The 22584-nt window shown below is 35.2% G+C and carries 16 protein-coding genes and 1 tRNA gene; 12 read left to right on the top strand and 5 right to left on the bottom strand.

Going from position 1 to position 22584, the window contains the following annotated elements; all coding sequences use genetic code 11:
- Position 1 precedes the first annotated feature (1 nt).
- The gene (locus tag XM47_RS02480) at positions 2–520 is read right to left on the bottom strand and encodes a DUF4234 domain-containing protein (protein WP_048689053.1); all 519 of its coding nucleotides are present in this window, start codon (positions 518–520) and stop codon (positions 2–4) included.
- A 340-nt stretch (positions 521–860) separates the two neighbouring features.
- On the opposite strand from XM47_RS02480, the gene XM47_RS02475 reads away from it, so the two are divergent.
- The 5 genes from XM47_RS02475 (at position 861) to XM47_RS02455 (ending at position 8803) form a co-directional block, all read left to right on the top strand.
- Positions 861–1925, top strand: a complete 1065-nt coding sequence (locus XM47_RS02475; RefSeq protein ID WP_048689050.1) for a LacI family DNA-binding transcriptional regulator — start codon at positions 861–863, stop codon at positions 1923–1925.
- Positions 1926–2148: 223 nt separating this feature from the next.
- Positions 2149–3624, top strand: a complete 1476-nt coding sequence (gene gtfA / locus XM47_RS02470) for a sucrose phosphorylase (RefSeq protein ID WP_048689047.1) — start codon at positions 2149–2151, stop codon at positions 3622–3624.
- A 543-nt stretch (positions 3625–4167) separates the two neighbouring features.
- Positions 4168–6579, top strand: coding sequence for a TonB-dependent siderophore receptor (locus XM47_RS02465; RefSeq protein WP_048689046.1), 2412 nt, complete (start codon positions 4168–4170; stop codon positions 6577–6579).
- A 74-nt stretch (positions 6580–6653) separates the two neighbouring features.
- The gene (locus XM47_RS02460) at positions 6654–7874 is read left to right on the top strand and encodes an MFS transporter (RefSeq protein WP_048689042.1); all 1221 of its coding nucleotides are present in this window, start codon (positions 6654–6656) and stop codon (positions 7872–7874) included.
- Positions 7875–7924: 50 nt separating this feature from the next.
- Positions 7925–8803: an ROK family protein gene (locus tag XM47_RS02455; protein WP_048689039.1), complete on the top strand. Its 879-nt coding sequence runs from the start codon at positions 7925–7927 to the stop codon at positions 8801–8803.
- A 386-nt stretch (positions 8804–9189) separates the two neighbouring features.
- Here the strand turns inward: XM47_RS02455 and rnd are convergent, their stop codons facing one another.
- Both rnd and XM47_RS02445 read right to left on the bottom strand, forming a co-directional pair.
- Positions 9190–10332: a ribonuclease D gene (rnd, locus tag XM47_RS02450; RefSeq protein WP_048689038.1), complete on the bottom strand. Its 1143-nt coding sequence runs from the start codon at positions 10330–10332 to the stop codon at positions 9190–9192.
- A 34-nt stretch (positions 10333–10366) separates the two neighbouring features.
- A complete protein-coding gene (locus tag XM47_RS02445) occupies positions 10367–11356 on the bottom strand; it encodes a nucleoid-associated protein (RefSeq protein ID WP_048689035.1) in 990 nt (329 codons plus the stop codon).
- A gap of 213 nt (positions 11357–11569) precedes the next feature.
- Here XM47_RS02445 and XM47_RS02440 point away from each other — a divergent pair, with 213 nt between their 5' ends.
- From XM47_RS02440 to XM47_RS02430, 3 genes are all read left to right on the top strand, one after another.
- Complete coding sequence (locus XM47_RS02440; RefSeq protein WP_048689032.1) at positions 11570–11785, top strand: DUF1414 domain-containing protein; 216 nt, start codon at positions 11570–11572, stop codon at positions 11783–11785.
- A 6-nt stretch (positions 11786–11791) separates the two neighbouring features.
- A complete protein-coding gene (locus tag XM47_RS02435; protein ID WP_048689029.1) occupies positions 11792–13315 on the top strand; it encodes a DUF3413 domain-containing protein in 1524 nt (507 codons plus the stop codon).
- Positions 13316–13395: 80 nt separating this feature from the next.
- Positions 13396–13472 (top strand) — tRNA-Pro (locus tag XM47_RS02430).
- Positions 13473–13806: 334 nt separating this feature from the next.
- Here XM47_RS02430 and XM47_RS02425 read toward each other — a convergent pair.
- Positions 13807–14859 carry a LamG domain-containing protein gene (locus tag XM47_RS02425; RefSeq protein WP_245623404.1) on the bottom strand — a complete coding sequence of 351 codons (1053 nt, stop codon included), beginning with the start codon at positions 14857–14859 and terminating at the stop codon, positions 13807–13809.
- A 314-nt stretch (positions 14860–15173) separates the two neighbouring features.
- Here XM47_RS02425 and XM47_RS02420 point away from each other — a divergent pair, with 314 nt between their 5' ends.
- Both XM47_RS02420 and XM47_RS02415 read left to right on the top strand, forming a co-directional pair.
- Complete coding sequence (locus XM47_RS02420) at positions 15174–15698, top strand: EF-hand domain-containing protein (protein ID WP_048689028.1); 525 nt, start codon at positions 15174–15176, stop codon at positions 15696–15698.
- A 374-nt stretch (positions 15699–16072) separates the two neighbouring features.
- Entirely contained in the window at positions 16073–16804 is a 732-nt protein-coding gene (locus XM47_RS02415; RefSeq protein ID WP_048689025.1) for a mannan-binding lectin, read from the top strand.
- 349 nt (positions 16805–17153) lie between these two features.
- On the opposite strand, the gene XM47_RS02410 is transcribed toward XM47_RS02415, so the two are convergent.
- A complete protein-coding gene (locus tag XM47_RS02410; protein ID WP_048689023.1) occupies positions 17154–20243 on the bottom strand; it encodes an FG-GAP-like repeat-containing protein in 3090 nt (1029 codons plus the stop codon).
- A 257-nt stretch (positions 20244–20500) separates the two neighbouring features.
- On the opposite strand from XM47_RS02410, the gene XM47_RS02405 reads away from it, so the two are divergent.
- Positions 20501–21181 carry a response regulator transcription factor gene (locus XM47_RS02405; RefSeq protein WP_048689021.1) on the top strand — a complete coding sequence of 227 codons (681 nt, stop codon included), beginning with the start codon at positions 20501–20503 and terminating at the stop codon, positions 21179–21181.
- Positions 21178–22569, top strand: a complete 1392-nt coding sequence (locus XM47_RS02400; protein WP_048689017.1) for a sensor histidine kinase — start codon at positions 21178–21180, stop codon at positions 22567–22569. The genes XM47_RS02405 and XM47_RS02400 overlap by 4 nt, the downstream gene beginning before the upstream one ends.
- Positions 22570–22584: the final 15 nt, after the last annotated feature.

The following is a 22584-nucleotide window of genomic DNA, read 5'->3' as shown; positions in this document are numbered from 1 at the left end:
ATTAGCTTGCTGATTTTTCTGATTCAACCGATACAGAATCAATTTTTTCGTTAATTTTGTATTGGAAATAAATCGCACTAAAGAAGAAAGTAAGCACACCACCTAACTTAGTTTGATTATCGCCAGCATCTTCATTGATAATTTCGCTAAGCGCTTTACGAATAGAAAATGCTAATAAAATATACAACACAAGATTAGCAATCGAAATTAAACCAGATACAATATCAACCGTTGAAGAAGGCTCAATAAAACCGGCACCAATAGAAATCAAAAGTGAAATTGCATAACTAATTAAATAAGCGTGCAAATAGGTCGTATTGGCTTTATTTTCTTTCGCATATTCATTAATGATTGGCATTCTGCTATAAAACCAATACACAAAATATAAACCAAATGTAATAATACCTAGGCCTAATACCCCCCAAGCACTAAATCTTTTTAAATTTAATATTGACGATTCACCAGAATCTGAAAGTTCTGCCTTAGGCGCTTCAAAAGCATTTTCTACTGCTGTAGTCATTTTTATTTCCTTGTAATGTTTAAAATAATTAACTTCAGTTCAAATATGAGATAAATCTAAAATAAAATATTTATCATTTGAACTTATTTAATTATATTTACAAAACTTCAACAAAGAAACAAAAATTATTCATCTAATTCAGATAAACGCTTTAATAAGAACTCTTTAGCAAACTCACCACGCCAACCAGAATATAATTCGGGTAAGGTTTCACAATGTACTATTCAAATTTACGATAAAGAATAATCCATTCTAGATACCGGGTATATTTAAAATAGCAGTGGAAAACTTAATCGTTTAACAATATTATGAAGACATAAATATATCACAGGAATGCCAAATGCCGAATACAAGCCCGAATAAACCTTTAACATTAAAAAGTGTATCAAAGATATTGGGCGTATCTACTGCAACGATTTCTAACGCTTTTAACCGCCCCGATCAGCTTTCGGAAAAACTTCGTGAGAAAATTTTAAAACAATGCAATGAAATAGGTTATCACGGCCCTAACCTAACTGCCCGCTCATTAAGAAAAGGCGAGTCTGGCGTCATTGGGGTTTTACTAAGTGACCCTCTAGCATATTATTTTACAGACCCAGTCGCTAACCAATTTCTAACGGGTATTTCTGAAGTATTAGAACAGAATCATAAACAATTACTTATGCTCTCTGGTGCTGATTCCGCACAAACAAATAATGGAATCGAAGCCTTACCTGACGGTTTTATTATATATGGTAGCCAAGAAAATAATCCTCTATTTAACCGAGTGTTAGGTACTCAAAAGCCAATAGTCACAGTCGATTTCGACCTAAAAAATCATGCATCTATTAATATTGACAATAAGGCTGCGGCTAAATCTGTAGCTGACTATGCACTCAGTCATTGTAAAGATCCTAATATTGCTATTCTTGGCTTGCGACTAATCCACAGTGATAGAGTATGTCGTATCACTGATGACGAATTATTTTCAGAAGGTGAATCTGTATCAAGAAGACGCTTAACTGGATATTTAGAGGCAATTTCGCAACAAAAACAAAAAATAGCCTCTGAATATATATGGCATATTCCTCATAATACACATGAATTTGCGCTAAAAGCAGCTAAAGAAGCGCTATCTATAAACCCAATGCCTAACTGCATATTATGTATGAGCGATGTAATAGCAGGTGCAGTTTTATCCGTTGCTCGCGATAAGAATATCGAAGTGCCCAAAATGCTTAAAGTTGTTGGCTTTGATGATATTCCAGAAGCAAGTAGGACCACTCCAGCATTAACGACTGTTTGCCAAAAAAGTATTGAAAAAGGTCGGCAATCTGCTCATAAGTTAATTAAAGGGGAGTTAAATAAGAAAACCATTTTACCTACTGAGTTAATCAAAAGAGCTACAGTAGAGAATGAATATTAAATTTAATGCTCAGATATAAACGAGTACTAATGATAAATTAAATTCAGCCAATTAATTTAACGTTTTAGATAAATCCATAAATCAAAAAATAATCCATTTATATTTTTAAAGTTAAAAAACAATAACTTACAATCAAGAAAGTAATTAATTAAATTTTAACCTTGCAATTACAGGATTTCTAAATTAAATTAACTTAAACGATTAAGATGGTGAGTTTATATTTATGATTTCAAATAACCAAGTTCAATTAATTACTTATGTTGATAGATTAACCAATGGAGGCATTAAAGAGCTTCATTGCATGCTAAATAAGGAACTAAAAAATGTATTTGGTGGCGTACACCTACTACCTTTTTATTTCCCAATAGATGGTGAAGATGCCGGTTTTGATCCGATTAACCATACACAAATTGACGCTCGCCTAGGCGATTGGCTTGATATAAAGTCATTAGGACAAGATTATAAAGTGATGGCCGATATGATAGTGAACCATATCTCTGCACAATCTGATGAATTTAAAGATGTCTTAAGTCATGGTTCTGAATCTAAACATTATGATTTATTTTTAACTAAAGAGAAGGTTTTTGGGGCTAACCCAGATCCAATGGATATTGAAAAAATATATCGTCCGCGCCCTACTCCTTGTTTTACACCCATTGAGCTAAAGACGGGAGAAACCAAAGAGTTTTGGACAACATTTACATCAAACCAGATAGATATAGATATCAGTTCGGAACAAGCTGAGAAATACTTAAACGCGATATTGACTAAATTTTCTAAGAATAATATCTCATTGATTAGGCTAGATGCTGCTGGCTATGCAATAAAAAAAGCGGGCACAAATTGTTTCATGCTAGAGCAAACCTTTAGTTTTATAAATGATTTATCTCAAAGAGCAAAGGCTTTAGGTATGCAATGCTTAGTTGAAATTCATTCTCATTATCAGACCCAATGTGAAATAGCCAAAAGATGTGATTTAGTCTATGACTTTGCATTACCACCTCTCATTTTACATGCACTATTTAACAAAGATGCGGCTCCTTTAGCGAATTGGCTAGATATTTCACCTAGAAACTGTATCACAGTTTTAGATACTCATGATGGCATTGGCATTATTGATGTAGGCAAGCATGGAGGCAAACCTGGGTTGTTAAACGATACAGAAATCAACAATTTAGTTGAAGAAATTCACATTCGAAGCCAAGGGCAGAGTCGGCAAGCCACAGGCGCAGCTGCAAGTAACTTAGATTTATATCAGGTAAATTGTACCTATTATGATGCTTTAGGTGCTCAAGACAAACTTTATCTTATATCAAGAGCTATTCAATTCTTTAGTCCTGGCGTACCACAAGTTTATTATACAGGGCTGCTTGCTGTTAAAAATGATATGCAATTACTAAATAAAACTAAAGTAGGACGCGATATTAACCGCAGCTACTTAACCCCAGAAACAGTCAAAGAACAACTTAAACTTCCCGTTGTGACAGGCTTAATTAAATTGATTAAATTACGAAATAGCTCCGTGTTTAATGGTGAATTTAGTCATACATTAGTTGATGGTGTACTTATTATGTCTTGGACATTAGGAGACCGTCTAGCTAGGTTAACCCTAGATACAAAACAGCTAGAATGTTTAATTGAGCTCAAAGAAGAAAGTAAGCAGCAAATTTTTAACATTGACGAATTACTTAATTCATAACAGCAATCTCTAATCAGCTTAGTTTTAATAGCAGCACATAAATCAGAGATTAGATTACACCATACTAAATTGTTGTAATCTAATATCTAAAGCATTTGCCTATAACATTGGCTAGCATACATATGTAATAGCTCACAAATGCTCGGCTAATTTTTACCCCTAATCATAAAATTACATTCCCTCATAGATAATCAAAAAACATCTTGTAACAGTTAAGATGTTAAATAACCATTTTCTTCAATTTGTACTGAATTTTAAAAAAGCCCCGTTCCCCTAGATAGCTAAAATAACCAGATCACATTTAGGTAAAAATTCAGCTCTAGATGTAAATCTTAAGCTTTAAGTTTATTTAAGAAAAACAATTTAAATATATTTCCTACGAAATAACAGTCACTTAAAAATTATTTTTAAAAATTTAAATTATTACTTGCATATAACAAATATTTTACACTAAAATAAACTTAATCGTTTAAGTTAATAGCTAGTTAATTAGCTTTAACTATAATAAATTTAAATGTAGCTTCGCTACTAGGAGACAACAACATGATTAATTCTTTTAAGTTAACAACTCTAAGTATGTTCATCACTTCAGCTTTAATTAGTAATCAAGCTTTAGCTCAGAATGTTGAACAAGAGCAAGATGAAGCAGATGCTTTAGACTTTGAGAAAATTATCATTACTGGTACTGCACGCCCTGCCACTAAAATGAAATCTAGTGTTTCTGTTAGTACAATTGAAACTACAGATGTTGAAGTAGCCTCACCTAGAACTGCTGCTGAGATATTACGTTCGATCCCAGGTATAAGATCGGAATCAACAGGCGGAGACGGAAATGCAAATATTGCGGTCCGCGGCTTGCCTGTTGCAGCTGGCGGCGCTAAATTTTTACAATTACAAGAAGATGGCTTACCCATTATACAATTTGGCGATGTTGCTTTTGGTAATGCAGACATTTTTTTACGAGCCGATAGCACAATAGAAAGCATTCAAGCAATTAGAGGTGGTTCTGCTTCAACTACGACCAGTAATGCACCTGGCGGTATTATCAACTTTTTAAGTAAAACAGGTGAAAGCGAAGCTGGCAGTGTTGGCGTAACTATGGGAGTTGACTACGATAGTATTCGTTCAGATTTCGAGTTTGGTGGGTATCTATCCGACGACGTTAGATTTCACATTGGTGGCTTTGTCCGCGAAGGTGAAGGGGCTCGTGATACAGGATACAGCGGCTTATCAGGTGGCCAAATCAAAGCAAACATAACTAGAGAGCTAGATAATGGTTACATCAGAGTTTACTTCAAGCACTTAAACGATAAAAGCACCAGTTATTTACCTATGCCTATGTATGCAAATGGTGACTCTATTCCAGGGTTTAATGCTCAAACAGATACGCCACACTCCGCCTATCTATTATCTATGACACGTTTAGATGGTGATAATAATATTAGTCGTTCAGATTTACGTGATGGCATGAATCCAGTTGTTAATGCAATTGGGGCTGAAGTGTCTTTAGACCTTAATGATGACTGGAAATTTGAAAATCGTTTTAGAATTTCTAACATTTCAGGTTCATTTGTTTCTTTATTCCCTGCTGAAGTTACAGATGCAGACACAATGGCAGCTTCATTTGTAGATGGATCTTCTCTTGTTTATGCAAACGGCCCACAAGCAGGTCAAAGCTTCAGTGATAACGCTAACGGTAATGGGTTAGCAATGCGAATTCATACCTTTGATGTGGATATTAATGATTTTGGCTCTATCGTTAATGACTTAAAATTAACTAGAACTTTTGATGAGCTTTCTTTAACTGCTGGTTATTATGTTGCTCGCCAAGAAATTAGCATGTCTTGGTTATGGAATTCTTACTTAATGGAAGTTAAAGGGGATAATGCCGCATTATTAGACGTAGAAGACAGTAATGGGAATCTACTTTCTGATAATGGACTATACGCTTATGGCGTACCAGCTTGGGGAAATTGCTGTCAACGAAATTATGATTTAAGTTACAGTATACGCGCACCTTATTTAGCACTTTCGACAGAGATAGGCGACTTTACTATTGACGCAAGTATCAGACGAGACGAAGGTGAAGCAAATGGTACATATGCTGGTGCAGTGCAACAAACCATAGATATGAATGGTGATGGTAACTTATCTATCCCAGAGCAAAGTGTTTCTTCTATTGACAATGCCAATCCACAAATTGCAAATTATGAATGGGCTTATACTTCTTATTCTGTAGGTTCAAACTATAGTTTGAATAAAAACAACTCCCTTTTTGCTCGTGTGAGCCGAGGTGGTCGGGCAAATGCTGATAGATTAGCTTTTGGCAAAATAAATCCAGACGGTAGTGTAAATTCAGAAGATTCGATCGACCTAGTAGATCAAATAGAACTTGGCTACAAGTTCAAAGGTAAAGGTATAGGTGTCTTTATAACAGGCTTTATGGCGGAAACTGAAGAGCAAAACTTTGAAGCTACAACACAAAAATTCTTTGATCGAGTTTATGAAGCTAAAGGTATAGAGCTAGAGGCAGCTTATAATATTGGTGAACTAAGCGTTAAAGGCGGTCTTACTTGGACTGATGCTGAAATTACTCGCGACCAGATCAATCCAGATGTGGTAGGAAATACACCAAGAAGACAAGCTGATTTAATTTACTCGTTAACAACGTCTTATATTTTAGATAGCGCAACATTCGGCATAAATTTACAAGGAACAACTGATGCGTACGCACAGGATAATAATGACCTGAAGTTTGATGGTTACACCCAAGTTAATGCCTTTGCACAATATTTAATTACAGATGATTTCTCAGTTTCATTAAATGTAAATAATCTATTTGATGCTGTTGGGATAACAGAAGCTGAAGAAGGCAGTGCTAATGCAAGTGATATAATTAGAGCAAGAACCATAAATGGACGTACCTCTTCTGTATCACTTAGATATACTTTCTAAGTCTTGTTAACGCTCAAATAAGTGCCACGACCTAGGTCGTGGCGACATTTCATTAAATTTATAAGTGAAATAATATGAATCCTAATAATGCCAATTTATCGACTATACGCTGGCTTACCTATTTAATGTTTATGATGTTTGCCATGACAACAGATGCAGTAGGCGTAATTATCCCAGAAATAATCAAGGAATTTGACTTGTCTATGACAGCGGCTGGTGCCTTTCATTATGGTCCCATGGCTGCGATAGCCGTAAGTGGTATCTTACTTGGCTTTTTAGCTGATCGCCTAGGCAGAAAGAAGACTATTATCATAGGTTTATGTATTTTTGCCACTGCTTGTTGTTTATTCGCTTTAGGTAATAGTTTTAGTTTCTTCTTGTTTTTGTTGATACTTTCTGGCTTAGCGATCGGCATATTCAAGACTGGAGCTTTAGCATTAGTAGGTGATATTTCTGAGTCTACAACGAGTCACACTAAAACTATGAATTTAGTTGAAGGCTTTTTTGGCATCGGTGCCATCATTGGACCATTTATCGTCACGTATTTTTTAACTTCTGGTTTTAGCTGGAAATATTTATACATTACAGCAGGCGTTATCTGTATTGTTTTATGCATAACAGCTGCGTTAGTTCAGTACCCGAGCACTTACAAAAAACCATCCGAACCTGTCAATTTAAAGCAAACTTTCTCTATGTTAAAAAATCCTTTTGCTTTAGGTTTCTCATCTGTTATTGCTTTATATGTAGCAGCTGAAGCAGCTATTTATGTTTGGATGCCTACTTTACTTGCAAACTATGATGGTTCATTTACTTTTCTAGCGACTTGGTCACTCACCATATTCTTTGTGCTAAGAGCATTAGGACGCTTTTTAGCAGTTTGGCTACTCAATCTAATTGCATGGGAATTAGCTATGTTGATTTTATCTAGCGCTATTTTCGCCTGTTACTTAGCCAGTATGACGTTAGGTTTAGATGTAGCCGTTATTTTACTTCCTTTATCTGGGCTATTTATGTCTATGATTTATCCTACCCTTAATTCGAAAGGGATCAGTTGTTTCGATAAAAAACAGCATGGTGCAATTGCCGGTGTTATCTTATTTTTCACCGCTGCTGCTGCATCATTTGGCCCATTGTTAATGGGTGTTTTTAGCGACCTAATGGGTGGCCATGCCAAATATGGTTTTTATATGGCGAGTGTCTTTGCTGGCTTACTCTCAATAGCCATGTGGTACAACTGGCTAAAACGACCAGCAAGCCAACAGCTCAAATTGCAGAATCAAGCTGATTATCAGTAAAGTTCAATAGCCTTTGAATCAACTTAAAACATACTAGGGGGATACTAATCATGAAATACTATGCAGCAATTGAAGCGGGTGGTACTAAATTTAACTGCGCCTTAATGAACCAGAATAAAGAAATAATAGATAAAATTAGAGTTTCAACTACCGCACCTGAACACACCCTTAAACAAGTTGTCGATTTCTTTCATCAAAAACAAGCTAATTTTACAATAGAGTCTATAGGGTTAGCCAGTTTTGGTCCTATGGATTTAAACTTAAATTCAAAAAATTATGGCAATATTACAACGACACCAAAACCTCATTGGGAACACTTTCCACTCAGCCGACATTTACATGAAAAACTTAATCTGCCTATCCATTTTGATACAGATGTAAATGGTGCCATTTTAGCTGAATCAATTTGGGGAGCGGCAGCAAAATGTAATGTGGCTGTTTATATCACAATAGGAACAGGTTTTGGTGGAGGCGTTTTAGTTAACGGGCAAATATTAAATGGCATACACCACCCAGAAATTGGACATATGCTAATTCCTTCTGATAAAGTTGGTCATTGCCCTTATCATGGATCCTGTGCTGAGGGGCTGGCATCAGGTACATCAATGGCAAAAACCTGGAACATGTCCGCTGACAAACTAGAAGATACGCATATTGCTTGGCAGCAAGAAGCTGAGTATATTGCGAGTGTCTGTCATAACTTAATAGTCACGCTTGGTCCTGAAAAAATTATTTTAGGGGGAGGCGTAATGCAAAAAACTCATTTGTTTAATTTAATTATTAAAGAAACAGAAAATAAACTAGCGAATTACTTGCCACTAAGTTCACCGTTAGATGCAATAATAGTAGAACCGGGGTTAGGTGATATTTCAGGCTTATATGGCGCTTACGCATTAGCCATTGGCAAAGGTAATCACTCTATTATCTAAGAACTCATAATTCTGTTGAGACTAAAATATAGGCGAGCTAATTTGTATCGCCTAGTGATTCTTTTTGCCCTACTCATTCACGATATTTTTGTTTATATTATTTTTACACTTAGATCATCCGTATCTACATAAACTCGTTTTAACATGAAACTTATTTGATAAAGTTTAAATAACAAATTAAAAATAATAATTTATTTATGCGCAATTATATAACCGATTTTCTTATAACCATGCAGCCTCCAGAAAGCCTACAAGGTATAAAAAATGCGAACCAAAGATAGAGGAGTGTTAGTAATTGGATTCGCATTAGCGTGCTGCTGATCAGAAAGATCAACAGCCCTAAAGTTTTCTAATTAAATGACAAAACTTCAACAAAGAAACAAAAATTATTCATCTAATTCAGATAAACGCTTTAATAATAACTCTTTAGCAAACTCACCACGCCAACCAGAATATAATTCGGGTAAGGTTTCACGGCTCCAAGGTGCAACTTGCCAATGATATGCGAGTACTTGATTGATCATGCGTTTAGAAGCGAATAGTTCAATTGAAACGCCTGCTCTGTCAGCACCAACCGTAACTTGCTTCTTTAAACTTGAATAATATTTTTTATAACCGCTGACTTCTGCAACTCGCTTGATACTGGCAGGACAAGCTTCTTCTTCGACTTGCTTGCCACGCTGAATGCATTCCAACATAGCTCGGCCATGTCTTTTCACTTCCATCGGGTGAATATCAGGCACATTGCTTAAGCTTGACAAACTACTTGGCCTTCTTTCTGCCAGTAAAACTAAAGTACGCTCTTTAACCACAAAGTTAACCGCTAGGTCTTTTTTGATCGCAACTTCTAAACGCCATTTAACCAATTCTTTTAATACAGCTAAACCACGAGGTGTTAATTGCCAAGCACTCTTAATATCACGCCAAGCAGTATCTAAGTTGATAACTTGGAATTTTTTATCAATAATTTGCTCAACATCTTGCTTGGCATAATCCATAAATTGAGTATCAGCCAAGACTTGCATTTGTGCTTTGTATACCTTGATTAGATACAAAACATCTGAAGCCGCATAGGTAAGCTGTTCACTGGTCAATGGTCTTTTTAGCCAATTGGTTCTAGCTTGGCCTTTTTCTAATTTAACCCCTGTATATTTTTCAACTAGTACGGCTAGGCCTGCTGCATTTTGACCACCACAAAAAGACTCTGCTACTTGTGTGTCGTACATTGCTTTGGGCCTAGTTTTTAATGCAGTTTTGAATACTTCAATGTCTTCACTGCAAGAATGTATTATTTTTATAATTTTGTCGTTTTCTAACACATCAACAAAACTTTGCCACTCGGTAATATTTAGCGGATCAATCAAATAGACTGACTCGCCATCAAAAATTTGGATTAAGCCTAACGCAGGGTAATAACTACGTTCGCGAACAAATTCAGTGTCAATTGCGAGCAGTTCTACTTTGCTCGCTATGTTAGCTGATAGTTCACTAAGTTCAGCATTCGTGGTAATGATAATCGCTTCTTGCATATTGTTTTGGTAATTAAATTACCACTCCTATTCTTTAAGGCTTTAATGCTTTGTTGAGTGAATTCAATAAATTTGGTGGAATCTTGTTAAAAATAAGCTGCTGAGTTTCTGGATTAAACTCTATATGCTCACCTAATAGTTCGCGATCAAATGACAGGCTCATACCACCACCCTGTCCAAAGAATTTTTGAAGCGGTTTTGAAGCTGAAATATAGATTGGACACTCTTCACTAAAATCTTCTTCTTTGGCAGCATGTTCATAGAAACCAGCTATGCCTGCTTTTTCTTCTAACTCATCAGATAACGCCTTTATTTGCATAAATTCGCCGCTATCCGCCGCTGATTTCATAACTTCTAATGAGACATCACGCATAATCTTAACATTGTCAGGGTTATCATTATGGCTTTCAATAAAGCTCTCAACGTTTTCAACCAGTTTTTGTGTCGCAGCTTTAGCATCAAATTTTTCTTCAATTTGTAAAGCCTCTGACATAAAGTCACCGACTTTTCGCCCTACTCTGCCTTTGATATAAGCAATACTTCTATCTGAATCTGGATTAAGACCGATTTCAGTTAGGTCAATTTCGACAGCAAGTTGAATGTTCGTAATATCAAGGTGATGTGCTCGCGTCGGAATAACCGACTCACTTAATTGAACTGATTCTTTAACGCCTAACATGCCACATAACAAATACTCAGTCGCTAAATAACGATAATGAGCAACCACTAATATAGTTTCAGCTGGCATGGTTTCTAGAGTAATAAACTGCTTAATTTCGTTTGAAATTAACTCTGCTAGCTGGCCAACTTCACCCGATTCTTTAATTGCACTCGCCACTTTTGAATCATCGGCGAAAGCACAATATTGCTTTTGACCTTTTTTAGTAAAGGACTGATGTAAGCTTTCCGCTAAGAAAATGGCATTATCTCCGCCGACCGCACAGCAATTATCTAGTTGTAAAACAACTTCATCATCTTTAATTTGATAACGGTTAAAATATAAAGTAGCAGTTGAAACAGACATATTTAGATAGACTCTTAGATACAAAAATAAATTTTAATAAGGATGAATTCGGATTATACCTCAATAACTCACAATTGTATGAGCCTAATCTTAAATCTAAAATTTGATTGAATTACGCCTTTTTCAATTAACAATGATATAATCCTGAAAAATTTAATATATATGTAAACTTCATACCAATTTTTACATAGTCAAACTTTAGAAACTGGATATATGGCTCAAAATAGTAAATACCAAATACAAGATATAGATACTGTTGTATCTGCGATAAAAGTTGCGCTTAGCGCTCAAGAAGTTAAAACAGATTTAGCCTTAATGGCGTTAGGTATGACTGTTTCTGAGTTAATTCAACAAACAATAACACCAGCTCAACAAGTAAAAGTTGCAGAGCAATTTGGTCGAGCTTTAACGGACTCATTAAAAGATTAGGATATCATGCTACTCAATAGCGTAAATCAAACAAAATCCAAACTGTATTCATGGGGGCATTGGTTTAGTTTAACCAATGCTTTAGTCGGTTTATTAATCGCAGTTGTATATTGGTTTTCACAACCCCTGCCTGATACTTTTTTAGGCTTGATTTATATGCTGATTTATACCGCTGGACATATTCCATTTTTATTTTTTATTGGTTATTTAATTCTAGTTTTTCCCATTACGTTAACCAATAAACCTAATATAGCACGCCCATGGGCCGCTTTTATCAGCGCACTTGGCTTAACCATTTTATTTATAGATGCGTTAGTTTTTTCGGCTAACGGTTACCATATAAATTTACTCTCATTAGATTACATACAAACTGACTTCCAAGTTTTAACTGCAAGTTTACCAACTGGATTTAAAGCGGCGCTATTTGTCGTTTTCTTAGCTATTTTGTTTCTTCAGTTGATCTTAGCGAACGCACTTTGGCGTAACCTAGAAAAATACAGACGCTGGTTTATAAAGTCTAGAATTATTCCAATTGCCATTAGCTGTTTTGTGCTTGGGCATCTTGCACATATTTGGGCGGATTTAAGCTTATACAAACCAATCGTAAAGCAAGATAAGTTGTTACCTTTTTCATATCCTATGACGGCAAAAACCATTTTAAGTGATTCTGGATTAGTCGATTTAGAAGCATACAACCAAAAGAAAGTATTTAGTTTTGATTTATCTAATTACCAAATGCAATCAACTCAATACCAATTTAGTTGTCTGCCTGCTAATCGTAACTTATCCATTAATGTCATTAGTTTGCCACTTAATCAAATTTCAAGTCTTGAACTTGAAACCAAACGCTTTAATCATTCAATAGAAGTCAGTAAGCACTGGTCTCCACTTGATGTAAAAGAATCTCTGTTCGAAATTATGTCTGGTTTACCTTCTATTTATCAGCAGCAAATTGAGAAATCTCAAAGTGTTTTAGATAATGCCCTGCTAACTGCTCATATCGGCCTCAACATTCATAATCAGACAGATATAGAATTACCTTTGACGCAATCAATTCAAAGAGTTAGTTCAAATCAGCTTATTTTCAACATAGCGCAATTTGAGGATTATCATTCAGCTTTAGAATACCTTAAGCCTAAGCTTGAACATGCTATTACTATCGTTTTAGCAAAGGAAAAACAAGGTTATGGTCGATTGATGATGCATGGTGAGTTAATCAGCTTACCTAAAATTACCACTAACTTTGATATCCTCCCAAGTATTTTAGAAGGCTGGCTAACCTGCTCTTTCCAAAGTGCTTATGGTAAATTTGGTCATAATTTATATTCTGTTCCGAACAACCAAAGCTGGTTTGTGACAGCGAATCAAGATGCGATTTATGTATGGCATAATCAATCAACTACAACGATTCAGGGTAATGCACAAATGACCAGTATAAACCTTAACTCTAATGAAGTTGTTGAGCCGCCTAAAAACCCCATTTTAGTACGTGCAATCAATCATTTAAAACATTTTTTGTTGGATAAGTAATCAAACGATTAGATATCTAGAACAACAACCGATTTAGCGCTTGCAATCGATTTTCAATTGATTAATATTGCAAGCGCGGTCGGATTGTAGCGCAGCCTGGTAGCGCACTGTCATGGGGTGTCAGGGGTCGGAGGTTCGAATCCTCTCAATCCGACCAATTAATCTCTTTAATCTCCTACAAAAATACACCTCTTATAAAACAATTTAGATTGGATCTCTAATAAAACAGTGTAATCTATCAAACAGGCTGCCACATGAAATTTATAGAGCAGTACTAGAAAATACCGCTTAAGAATATAATTTTAAAAAAGATTCAGAGTAATACAACATTAGGTAAAACAAGCTGGATGATAAGTTACAACTACGAAATGAAAATTATGATGTGATTTAGGGCCATTATTATCTTCATACCTATACGTAACTTGCAACAAACATATAGATAATAAGTTGAGTTAGCTAACCCCAGAATAAGGCTAGCTAGGACTAGTATCTTAAATCGATTTTAAACGCCAAGTTCTAACCCAGTCAATTCGCATCGTATTAATTGAATCATCTAGTAAATCTGACTTATTGGGTAAACCACCTACCCATGAAGAATCTTGAGTCCATAAGTCCCAAATTAAATGCTGTTCTAAAGTAAATGGTTGTGTAGTTTTAATGCTTCCAGCTGGTTCACCATTCAGATAAAACTGTACATTATGCTCATCTTTCCACCAAGCACCGACAACATGGTAAGCTTCGTTCCATTTAACGCCTTTTAATGTATTCCCTTCGGATAAATTTCGGTTATCGAAATTACCTTTTGCTCTCTCTGTTACACCATCTTTAACCACAAAATATTGAGAACTCATTTGCCAAGGGTAATTTGGGTTAGAATAGTCTGTAGATGGGTTAGAGTTATTCTCAATAATATCAATCTCATCACGGTTATTAATATCACCGTTGTTTAGCCAAAAAGTATTATAAGCTGATATATGAGCTGTTTTAATTCTACTCTCGGTATACATAGGAAATTTTATTTTACCAATTGAACGTACACGTGAAGTCTCAAACCATTGTTCAGTACCGTCATCGTTTAACGTTGCTTTGATCCACAAATGACCTTCTGACACACCCGAATTTTTATTCAGCATATTGACTGGAGTGTCACCATAATTCCAATTGGTTTTAATCCATTTAGTAGAATCCCATTCATTAAACTCATCTGATAATGAATCAACCTTCTCCCAAATCATGTCATCTGGTGTTGTGTCATTAAAAGAAACAAAACTAGGCAATGTAGAATCTGCAGTATCAACATTAATTACCTGAATTTGGTTTTCGTCATTCTGTTCACTATCATCAGGGGTGTCAATAGGCGTTTGGCTGCCATCATCTCCGCTCGAATCATCATTGGGATCTTCATTCTCAACCGGCTTTGTGATTTCGTCATTATTTGTCGGTAATTCTGTATCCGTGTTAACGCTTGCTCCGCTACCGCAACCCAATAATACTGCCAAACAAGAAGCTAAGATTGTATATTCAAATTTTTTGTTGTTAAACATAAGTACCACCTAAAGTTAATTGTTAACAACAATACAATAGTTTGTTCTAAATTTGAAGTCCACAAACTAAAAAAATGTTAACAATAGATAATTTAATTTAGTGTTAACTTAAAAATAAGAGTTTAATCTGTAACCCTGTTTGTAGATATATGTATCAAGTTAGACTTACGCCTGGATAGCTTAAATTATTTTTAATTACTCATCTTACGCTCATATTGACATAGCTAATATAGCTTCAAGGTTAAGAGAAAATGGATAACAAACCATAACTTAACCAAAACAAAATATGTCAATTAAGTTTAAAGGTGACTCAAATGAAAACATTACACTCAGCTATCTTAGTTTCTTTACTAGCCATGGGCGCTAACACATTTGCAAATGCAGCTAATGACATCGAACCTAAAAAACGACAACACAAAAACCCACTTCATCATTTATTTGATACTAATCAAGACGGCGTAATTGATTCGAGCGAAATCCAAAATGCAGGCACTTCATTAGATAAATTAGACAAAAACCAAGATGGTCAAATCGATAAAGAAGACTTCAAATTAATAAAAGAAGAGAAAAAAGCAGAACGTGCTGAAAATGGTGAAACAAACAAACCAGGTAAACACAGATTTGCTACAAAGCATTGTAAAGGTGGTAAGCATGGTAAATTTGCAGGCAAACACGCAAAATTTGATAGTAAAGACGTTAACAAAGATGGCATGCTTGACAGTTCAGAAGTCGATGAAAAATTCATCGAGCGTTTTGATACTGACCAAGATGGTTTAGTAAGTAAAAGCGAAATTAAACAAACGATTAAAGCAAAATTGGAGAGCCGAAAAGCTGAGTAATTAGTAGCTCAAACAACTAAATGCGTTAAATCTTTTTAAAATGTGATAACACAGCTTCCATCATCTAATTATCTGACTCTAGCGAGTTAGGGTCAGATAACTTTCATTCATGTTTTAACGATTATATTGTCATAATCCCCCCCTAATTAGGCTTAGCGTTAACAAATATATGAATAAACAGCTAATTATATTTGATTACCACATGTATTGTCGGTGGCTAGCTTTGCTTATTTATCTAAGAATCTAAAGATATAAAAAGGTTATAAAAACGCCAGTAATACCTTCATTGGCTTGTATAAATAGAATATAAATGTAAACCTACTCTAGAATAAAAAGCATTGGAAATTAAATTAACAAAGCATTAAGGAATTAAAATGAAGCACTTCAAATATTTACTGATACTATCAAGCTTTCTACTTTGCACCGCGGTACAAGCAAAAGGTAAATTTGGTATTGATGCATACTCGCTTAACAAAGCCGTTTGTTACCAAGGCTCAAGCTACAAAAGTACCTTCACTAAAGTCGGCCATAAAAAATGGCTAGAAGTTAACGAAGTAGGAACAAGGATTAATTGGCAAGAAAGAAATCGAGATGAATGGTCTGTTTATCTGATGGATTCGAGTCGTAAAATGAACCTACAAATTGATCTACATACAACAAAAGTCGCATGGGGTTATTTCAATCAAGCAACGAGTAACGAGTTATGTCGAATCAAAAATGCCAATGGCAATGCACAAGGTCAAGCGGCAGCCCGCTCACAAGAACAAGTTTGTAAAAGTTTAGTGCAAGGTAAAGTCGCTTGGTCAAGAGGCGGAAGCAAAAATTGGCAGACTAGTAACCTGCACAAATTATGTAAAAATAGTCCAAATGCAGCTAAAACAGTTCAATGCTTTAAAGCAGCAATTAACAAACATAACAACTGGAGCAAAGGCATTAAAGAATGCTCGGGTAATAAAAAAGCGATTAATGCAGGGCCGATCTGGAATCAAAATGACGCAAAACAAAAGTGTCCTAGAGTAGCAAGCCAAAATGGCGGCAAATGGACTGGTGGTTGGTGGACAACAGTTCAAGGTAAAATGTCGGTATGTGAAATAAAATTCGATTAACATTACCTAATACGATTAAACTGAGATTATAAACACAACCAGAACCAATACCCTGTTTTGAAACCTGCACTAGGGTATTGGTTTTTATCAACCGAGCATCTTAATGAAAGCATAGTGAAATAATAAAAGCTATTGATTTTATTATAAAATTTTAAATTAAGATCTATATCTCTTTGTCAAAAATTAGCTATTAAGCCTTTCAGTTAAATAAGCTAAGCCTGGATAACAGGCTAACAAATCGTTCGTTAAAGATAGTATATTTCCGTGTGGGTTGCTTATAGCTAATAGACAGCTGAATTAACAAATCAGCTGTCAATACTCACCCCATACTTAAATTCGACTTTTAAACTTAAGGATTAACTAGCTCTAATGGGTAAATTTTAGAGTTTAACTCTGCCCCACTACTTGATACAAAGGTAGCTTGTAGTAAATAAAAGTGGCCTTCTGGTAATTCAGATGTTGGGGTTAAACCAGCAAGAGAAATTGTCATTTCGCTTGTACCCGATTCTGTATATAAAACATCTTTATCAGTTAATACAATATCTTTAACCGGAAACCATTTAGATTTAAAGTGTCTTAACCAAAAGCGAATCCCGCCTTCATCAGAAGAAATTACTTTATTGCCAGTGCCTGCATGGTATTTAACCTTCACATTAATATTATCGCCAATGACTAATATTTTATCTGAAAATTCATTATGATTTGTAATTTCGATAAAAGGTTTAATCAATGGCTTCACCTCAACTTCAATCGAATCACTGACATTTTTATTGCCGACAGCTGTGACTTGTATATTAGCTGAACCAGCAGCTTTGGCGACAATATTACCATTTAGATCAAGACTAGCGACCTTATCATTACTAGATGTGAAATTGTATTCTGCGTTATCAGCAAATCTAGGCTCTAATAAAACCTTAGCTTTAACCTGCTGCCCTTCAATCAAATTGAGTTTAGTATCTAGGTCGAATTTTATAGACTTGAGCTCGTGTGGATGCCAGTCAATAATACTTACCAAACTTGACGCGACTAGTCCATTTGCTTGACTTTTAGCTGAAATAACCGCAGTTTCTCCAACTTTACCAACCGCAGTTATTTCGCCTTTATGATTCACACTAATCGCTTTGTCATTACTAGATGACCAAGAAACTAAAGTATTAGCATTAGCTGGTTTAATTAAAGGTGTGATATTAATTGCTGAATTTTGTCTTACTTCATATTTTGGTTTTGCAAAGCTAATACTATCTGGATCTTGTTTATCAGTATCAAACATTTGATTGACTGATTTATTCTGAAAAACAACGCTTTCGCCATTGCGCCATTTAACATGAATAGACTTAATTTTCTCAGCATTACCTAGACCAAAATGGACAATATTAAGTAGACTTTGTGAGAATATCGCACCCGCAGACCCAACACGTTTTCTATATGTGTTGTTTTCAGTTTCAACTACGACTTCAGCTGAAATAGCATCGACATTAGCTTCAGGCGAATATCCAACTTTCACTAAGGCATAGTTTGCTTGATTCTGTGACTGCTCAATTTCATTGCTGTATAAATACCATTCTCCATCTTCACTGCCGTTTAAAAGCTCTAAGTCTCCGTCCAAGTCAAAGTCGAACGCTTGGCCCATATCGCCATTACCTGGTCCACCTATATCATTAGCGCCATGCATAGTGATGTTTTCAAAATATCCTTTCCCTGTGTTTAACAACATATAATCTGATATTCTTTGGCCAATCAGCCCCCAACGATAAACAAATAAATCTTGATGACTATCATTATTAAAATCTCCAACTGTCACACCTAATGAGTTCACGCCGGTTGGGATATTCCATTGGCGACTTACATCGCTAAATAATTCACCTTTATTTTCTAACAGGATGTCACTGATATTTCTGTTTTCAGGTTCAAAACCTAATGACACTTGCTCGACACCAGTTAAGCTAAATCTAAATGTCCAGAATATATTGCCGTTTCGAACTAAAGCAGAGCGCCATTTTTTATTCCCTAGATAGCCAAAATAAACACCATTCTGTGTAATATCATCTGGCCAACCAATCGATTTTTCTGGTTCAATAACCAACTCTTCGCCAGGTTTAAGTACATTGGCTATTTTATGGCTACCCAAAAATATTGGATAATCTTTACCTCTAAATTCACCCTGAGTCAGATAGTTATATTGATGGAATTTAACCTCGCCTGAAGCAATAAAATAAAATTCATCTACCCCCTTATAGCCACGAGGTTTGATCGAAAATGTTTTTTCAATTGGATCATGATCAACCGAAGGAGATTCACCAAAACCATGCTCAAAAGCCTTACCTCGAGCTAGATATAAATCTAAATCACCGTCGTTATCTATATCTATATCTGTTACTGCCATCACATCATGGAGTTTTGTAATGTCTTCTGGAAATTTTGACGTGATTTCTGTAAAGGTAAAATCCCCATTGCCTTGCCAAACTGATAATGGGCTGTATAGGATAAGATCATCAATTTGGTCACCATTTAAATCGGTAATAAGAGCTCTAGACGGTTCTTGATCTTCCATACCTTTGATTGAGGTATATTCAAACTCACCATTGCCCAAATTTTTATAAAAATAATGTTGAGGTTTAGAATGAGTTAAACTGGCTTCATTTATTAGCATTAAATCTAAATCACCATCTAAATCCATGTCAGACCATTTTGCACCACGGCCTCTACCACCTCGGTCAATATTGACATCACCAGTGCTTAAAACTAAAGAACCTTGATTATTATGATAAAAATTTGCCTTAGAAGGATTTTTACCATTACCGCCACCCATAGTAACGACTATATCTAAATCACCATCATTGTCATAATCTCCAGCTGCAGTGCCATGTAGATCATGCATAAACCAGCGCGCTAAATTTTTGTTATGTTTACTTACTGAGCCGTCACCATTATTCCAGTACAATTTACTTGACTCGGCATTATGATTATTAACAATAAAGTCATAATCGCCATCATTATCAAAATCCGCTACTGTTGGTCCGCCATATTTAATTGAGCTAACTTTGTCCATGCCAATAGCTTGGCTAATATCTTTATAATTAGGAAAAGTTAAATTTTCGATATCTTCAATGATGAAATCATGAATGGTTAAGTTTGCACCTTTAGACACTAACTTAAATTCAATTAACTGTGATTTTGCTAGCTCGGTAAATTGATCAAAATTGACTAGCGTGTTTACCGTCTGTAGGCCTTTTACTGGGATGTTGAAGTTATCGACCAGTAAGTTATCGTCAGCGTATAAACTCAAACGAGCAGAATTCCCAGCGTTATTCAGATTTATTGTAATTTTTTTAGTTAGACTACCTGTAACTCGCTTTTCGAAAAGCAAAGGTTTTTGCGGTTCAATTAAACTAGGTATGTTTAAATGCCTATCTTTATTGCAAGCACTTAACGTCAACATTAATAATCCAATTAACGAACAAACGGACAAAATTATTCTAGGTTTCATTATCGTCTACATATTATTACTAAGTTAAAGTTATTGTAGATTGTTTACAATTAAGTATCTAGTCAAAATTGAAATTGTCGCCTAACAAAAATAACTAATGTCATACTTTCATATAGTTTATAACCATTTATAGAAATATTTAATTCCTCATCAAATGCTCATTTATCTTTAGCTATAATATAATTAATATGACTTTTTGGAGTAACTAGATGCGAGTATTAATTGTTGAAGATACTGAACAAATTAGAAAAGCAGTCGTCAGAGCGCTGAAAGCAAATAAATATGCGGTTGATGATACCGGTGACGGTAAGGATGGCTTATGGCATGCACTCGAATACGATTACGATGTCATTATTTTAGATATCATGCTGCCTAATTTAGATGGAAAACAAATTCTTAAGCAAATACGTGATGCGGGTAAAAGTACACCAGTATTATTCTTAACAGCACTTGACCAAATAGAAGATAAAATTGAAGGATTCAAAATAGGCGCAGACGATTATTTAGTTAAATCTTTTGCTATTGAAGAACTGCTCGCGAGAGTTGAAGCTCTCTCCAGAAGAAGATATCAACAAGCCTCTCCACTGCTTAGAATTGCTGACTTAGAGCTAGATAGAAGTGCCAAAATAGTTAAACGGAATAACCAAGTATTAAATTTAACCCCACAGTCTTTTTCATTACTTGAGTTACTCATGCTTAGACAAGGACAAGTCGTAAGCAGGCATGAAATAGAGGAATCAATTTATGATGAGTATGTTAATCCAATGAGTAATGTGGTTGAATCTGCAGTTTACGCTTTACGTAAAGCAATACAAATAGATAAAACTTCAAGCCAACTAATTCAAACTAAAAGAGGCATGGGGTACTTTATTCAGGACAATCAAGCTTGAACAGTATACGAAATAAATTATTAATTTGGCTTTTACCTAGTTTTTTAGCCTTATATTGCTTAGCTGCATTTAGCTTATACCAAGCAGAAAAAAACGCGATGCAAAACGACCTTAAAGAACAGGTTAAAAGTATCGCTGGTCATGTCAAAATGCGTCTATTTAGACCCCATGTTTTAAGAAATTTTGGCGACAATAATGCACAGCTGGAAAAAATTGAGGAGCTATTAGCTGAGTTTTCAGCTAACCGACTAAACCAGCCACTGTACTACAAGATGTTTGATGGAAAGACGAATCTTGTATTTCAATCTGAAAATTTTCAAAAACAAGAACTGAAGATTGATCCGACAAAAATCACCCCTGCTATTTTCGAATACAAAACAGACAACGTAAAACTCTTTTTACAAACCGTATTTTTAAGCGAACGCCGCAGTGCAAGTAAAAAGCTCTTAGTGCTTGGCTTGGATTCAAAGATTATTAAACGTAAATTAAAAAAACTAAAAAGACGATTAATAATAGGTGGTGCACTTTCTATCATTGTCTTTACTGGCTTGCTAGTTTTGATTTTAAGAAGAACGCTAAAACCAATCGCTGAGCTAGCACATTCTGTCTCAACCATCAATGTCGATAATTTGCAACACAGGTTCAGCCAAGCAAGCATCCCAGAAGAAATCAAACCTCTTATTATCAGGTTAAATGAATTAATGGTTAGACTTGAATCAAGTTTTGAGCGTGAAAGACGTTTCAGTAGTGATATAGCACATGAGATTAGAACACCACTAGCAGCGATTAGAACCACAGCTGAAGTTGCCCAAAAGTGGCCGAGTGACGATATCAATGAAGAGTTTTCTGAAATAGAATCAACCAGTATTCAACTACAAAAGTTAGTTGATAGTTTATTAATGTTATCGAGGTTAGAAGCTCAGCCAAGATTAAATATTGAATCGATAGATATAATCAGACATTTAAATAAATGTATTGACCTCAGAAATAACAATATTTTAGATAAACAATTACAGCTAACCTCTAATTTAGCTGATATACAAAGCTATGAGATAGATTCAGACCCTAGTCTATTACAAATGATTTTATCCAATTTAATTGGCAACGCTATCTGTCATGCGCCTGTAAATAGCAATCTTGAAATAAAATTAAATACAGATGAGAATTCTCTACTTATTTCAAACTTAGCGCCATCTTTAACTCAGACAGATTTATCCGTTATGTTTGACCGTTTTTGGCAACAAGACAAAGCAAGACAGCTAGATGGGCACTCTGGGTTAGGGCTTTCAATAGCTAAACGCAGTGCGGATATTCTTAATATTAAATTAACCGTTGAATTGATTGATAAACAAGAAAACCAACAAATATGTTTCAAAATAAAGTTTTGAAAAGAAAACAGCTGA

It is taken from the genome of Catenovulum maritimum, from assembly GCF_001050375.1.
GTDB classification, from domain to species: domain Bacteria; phylum Pseudomonadota; class Gammaproteobacteria; order Enterobacterales; family Alteromonadaceae; genus Catenovulum; species Catenovulum maritimum.
This window is presented reverse-complemented; position numbering and strand designations above follow the sequence as displayed.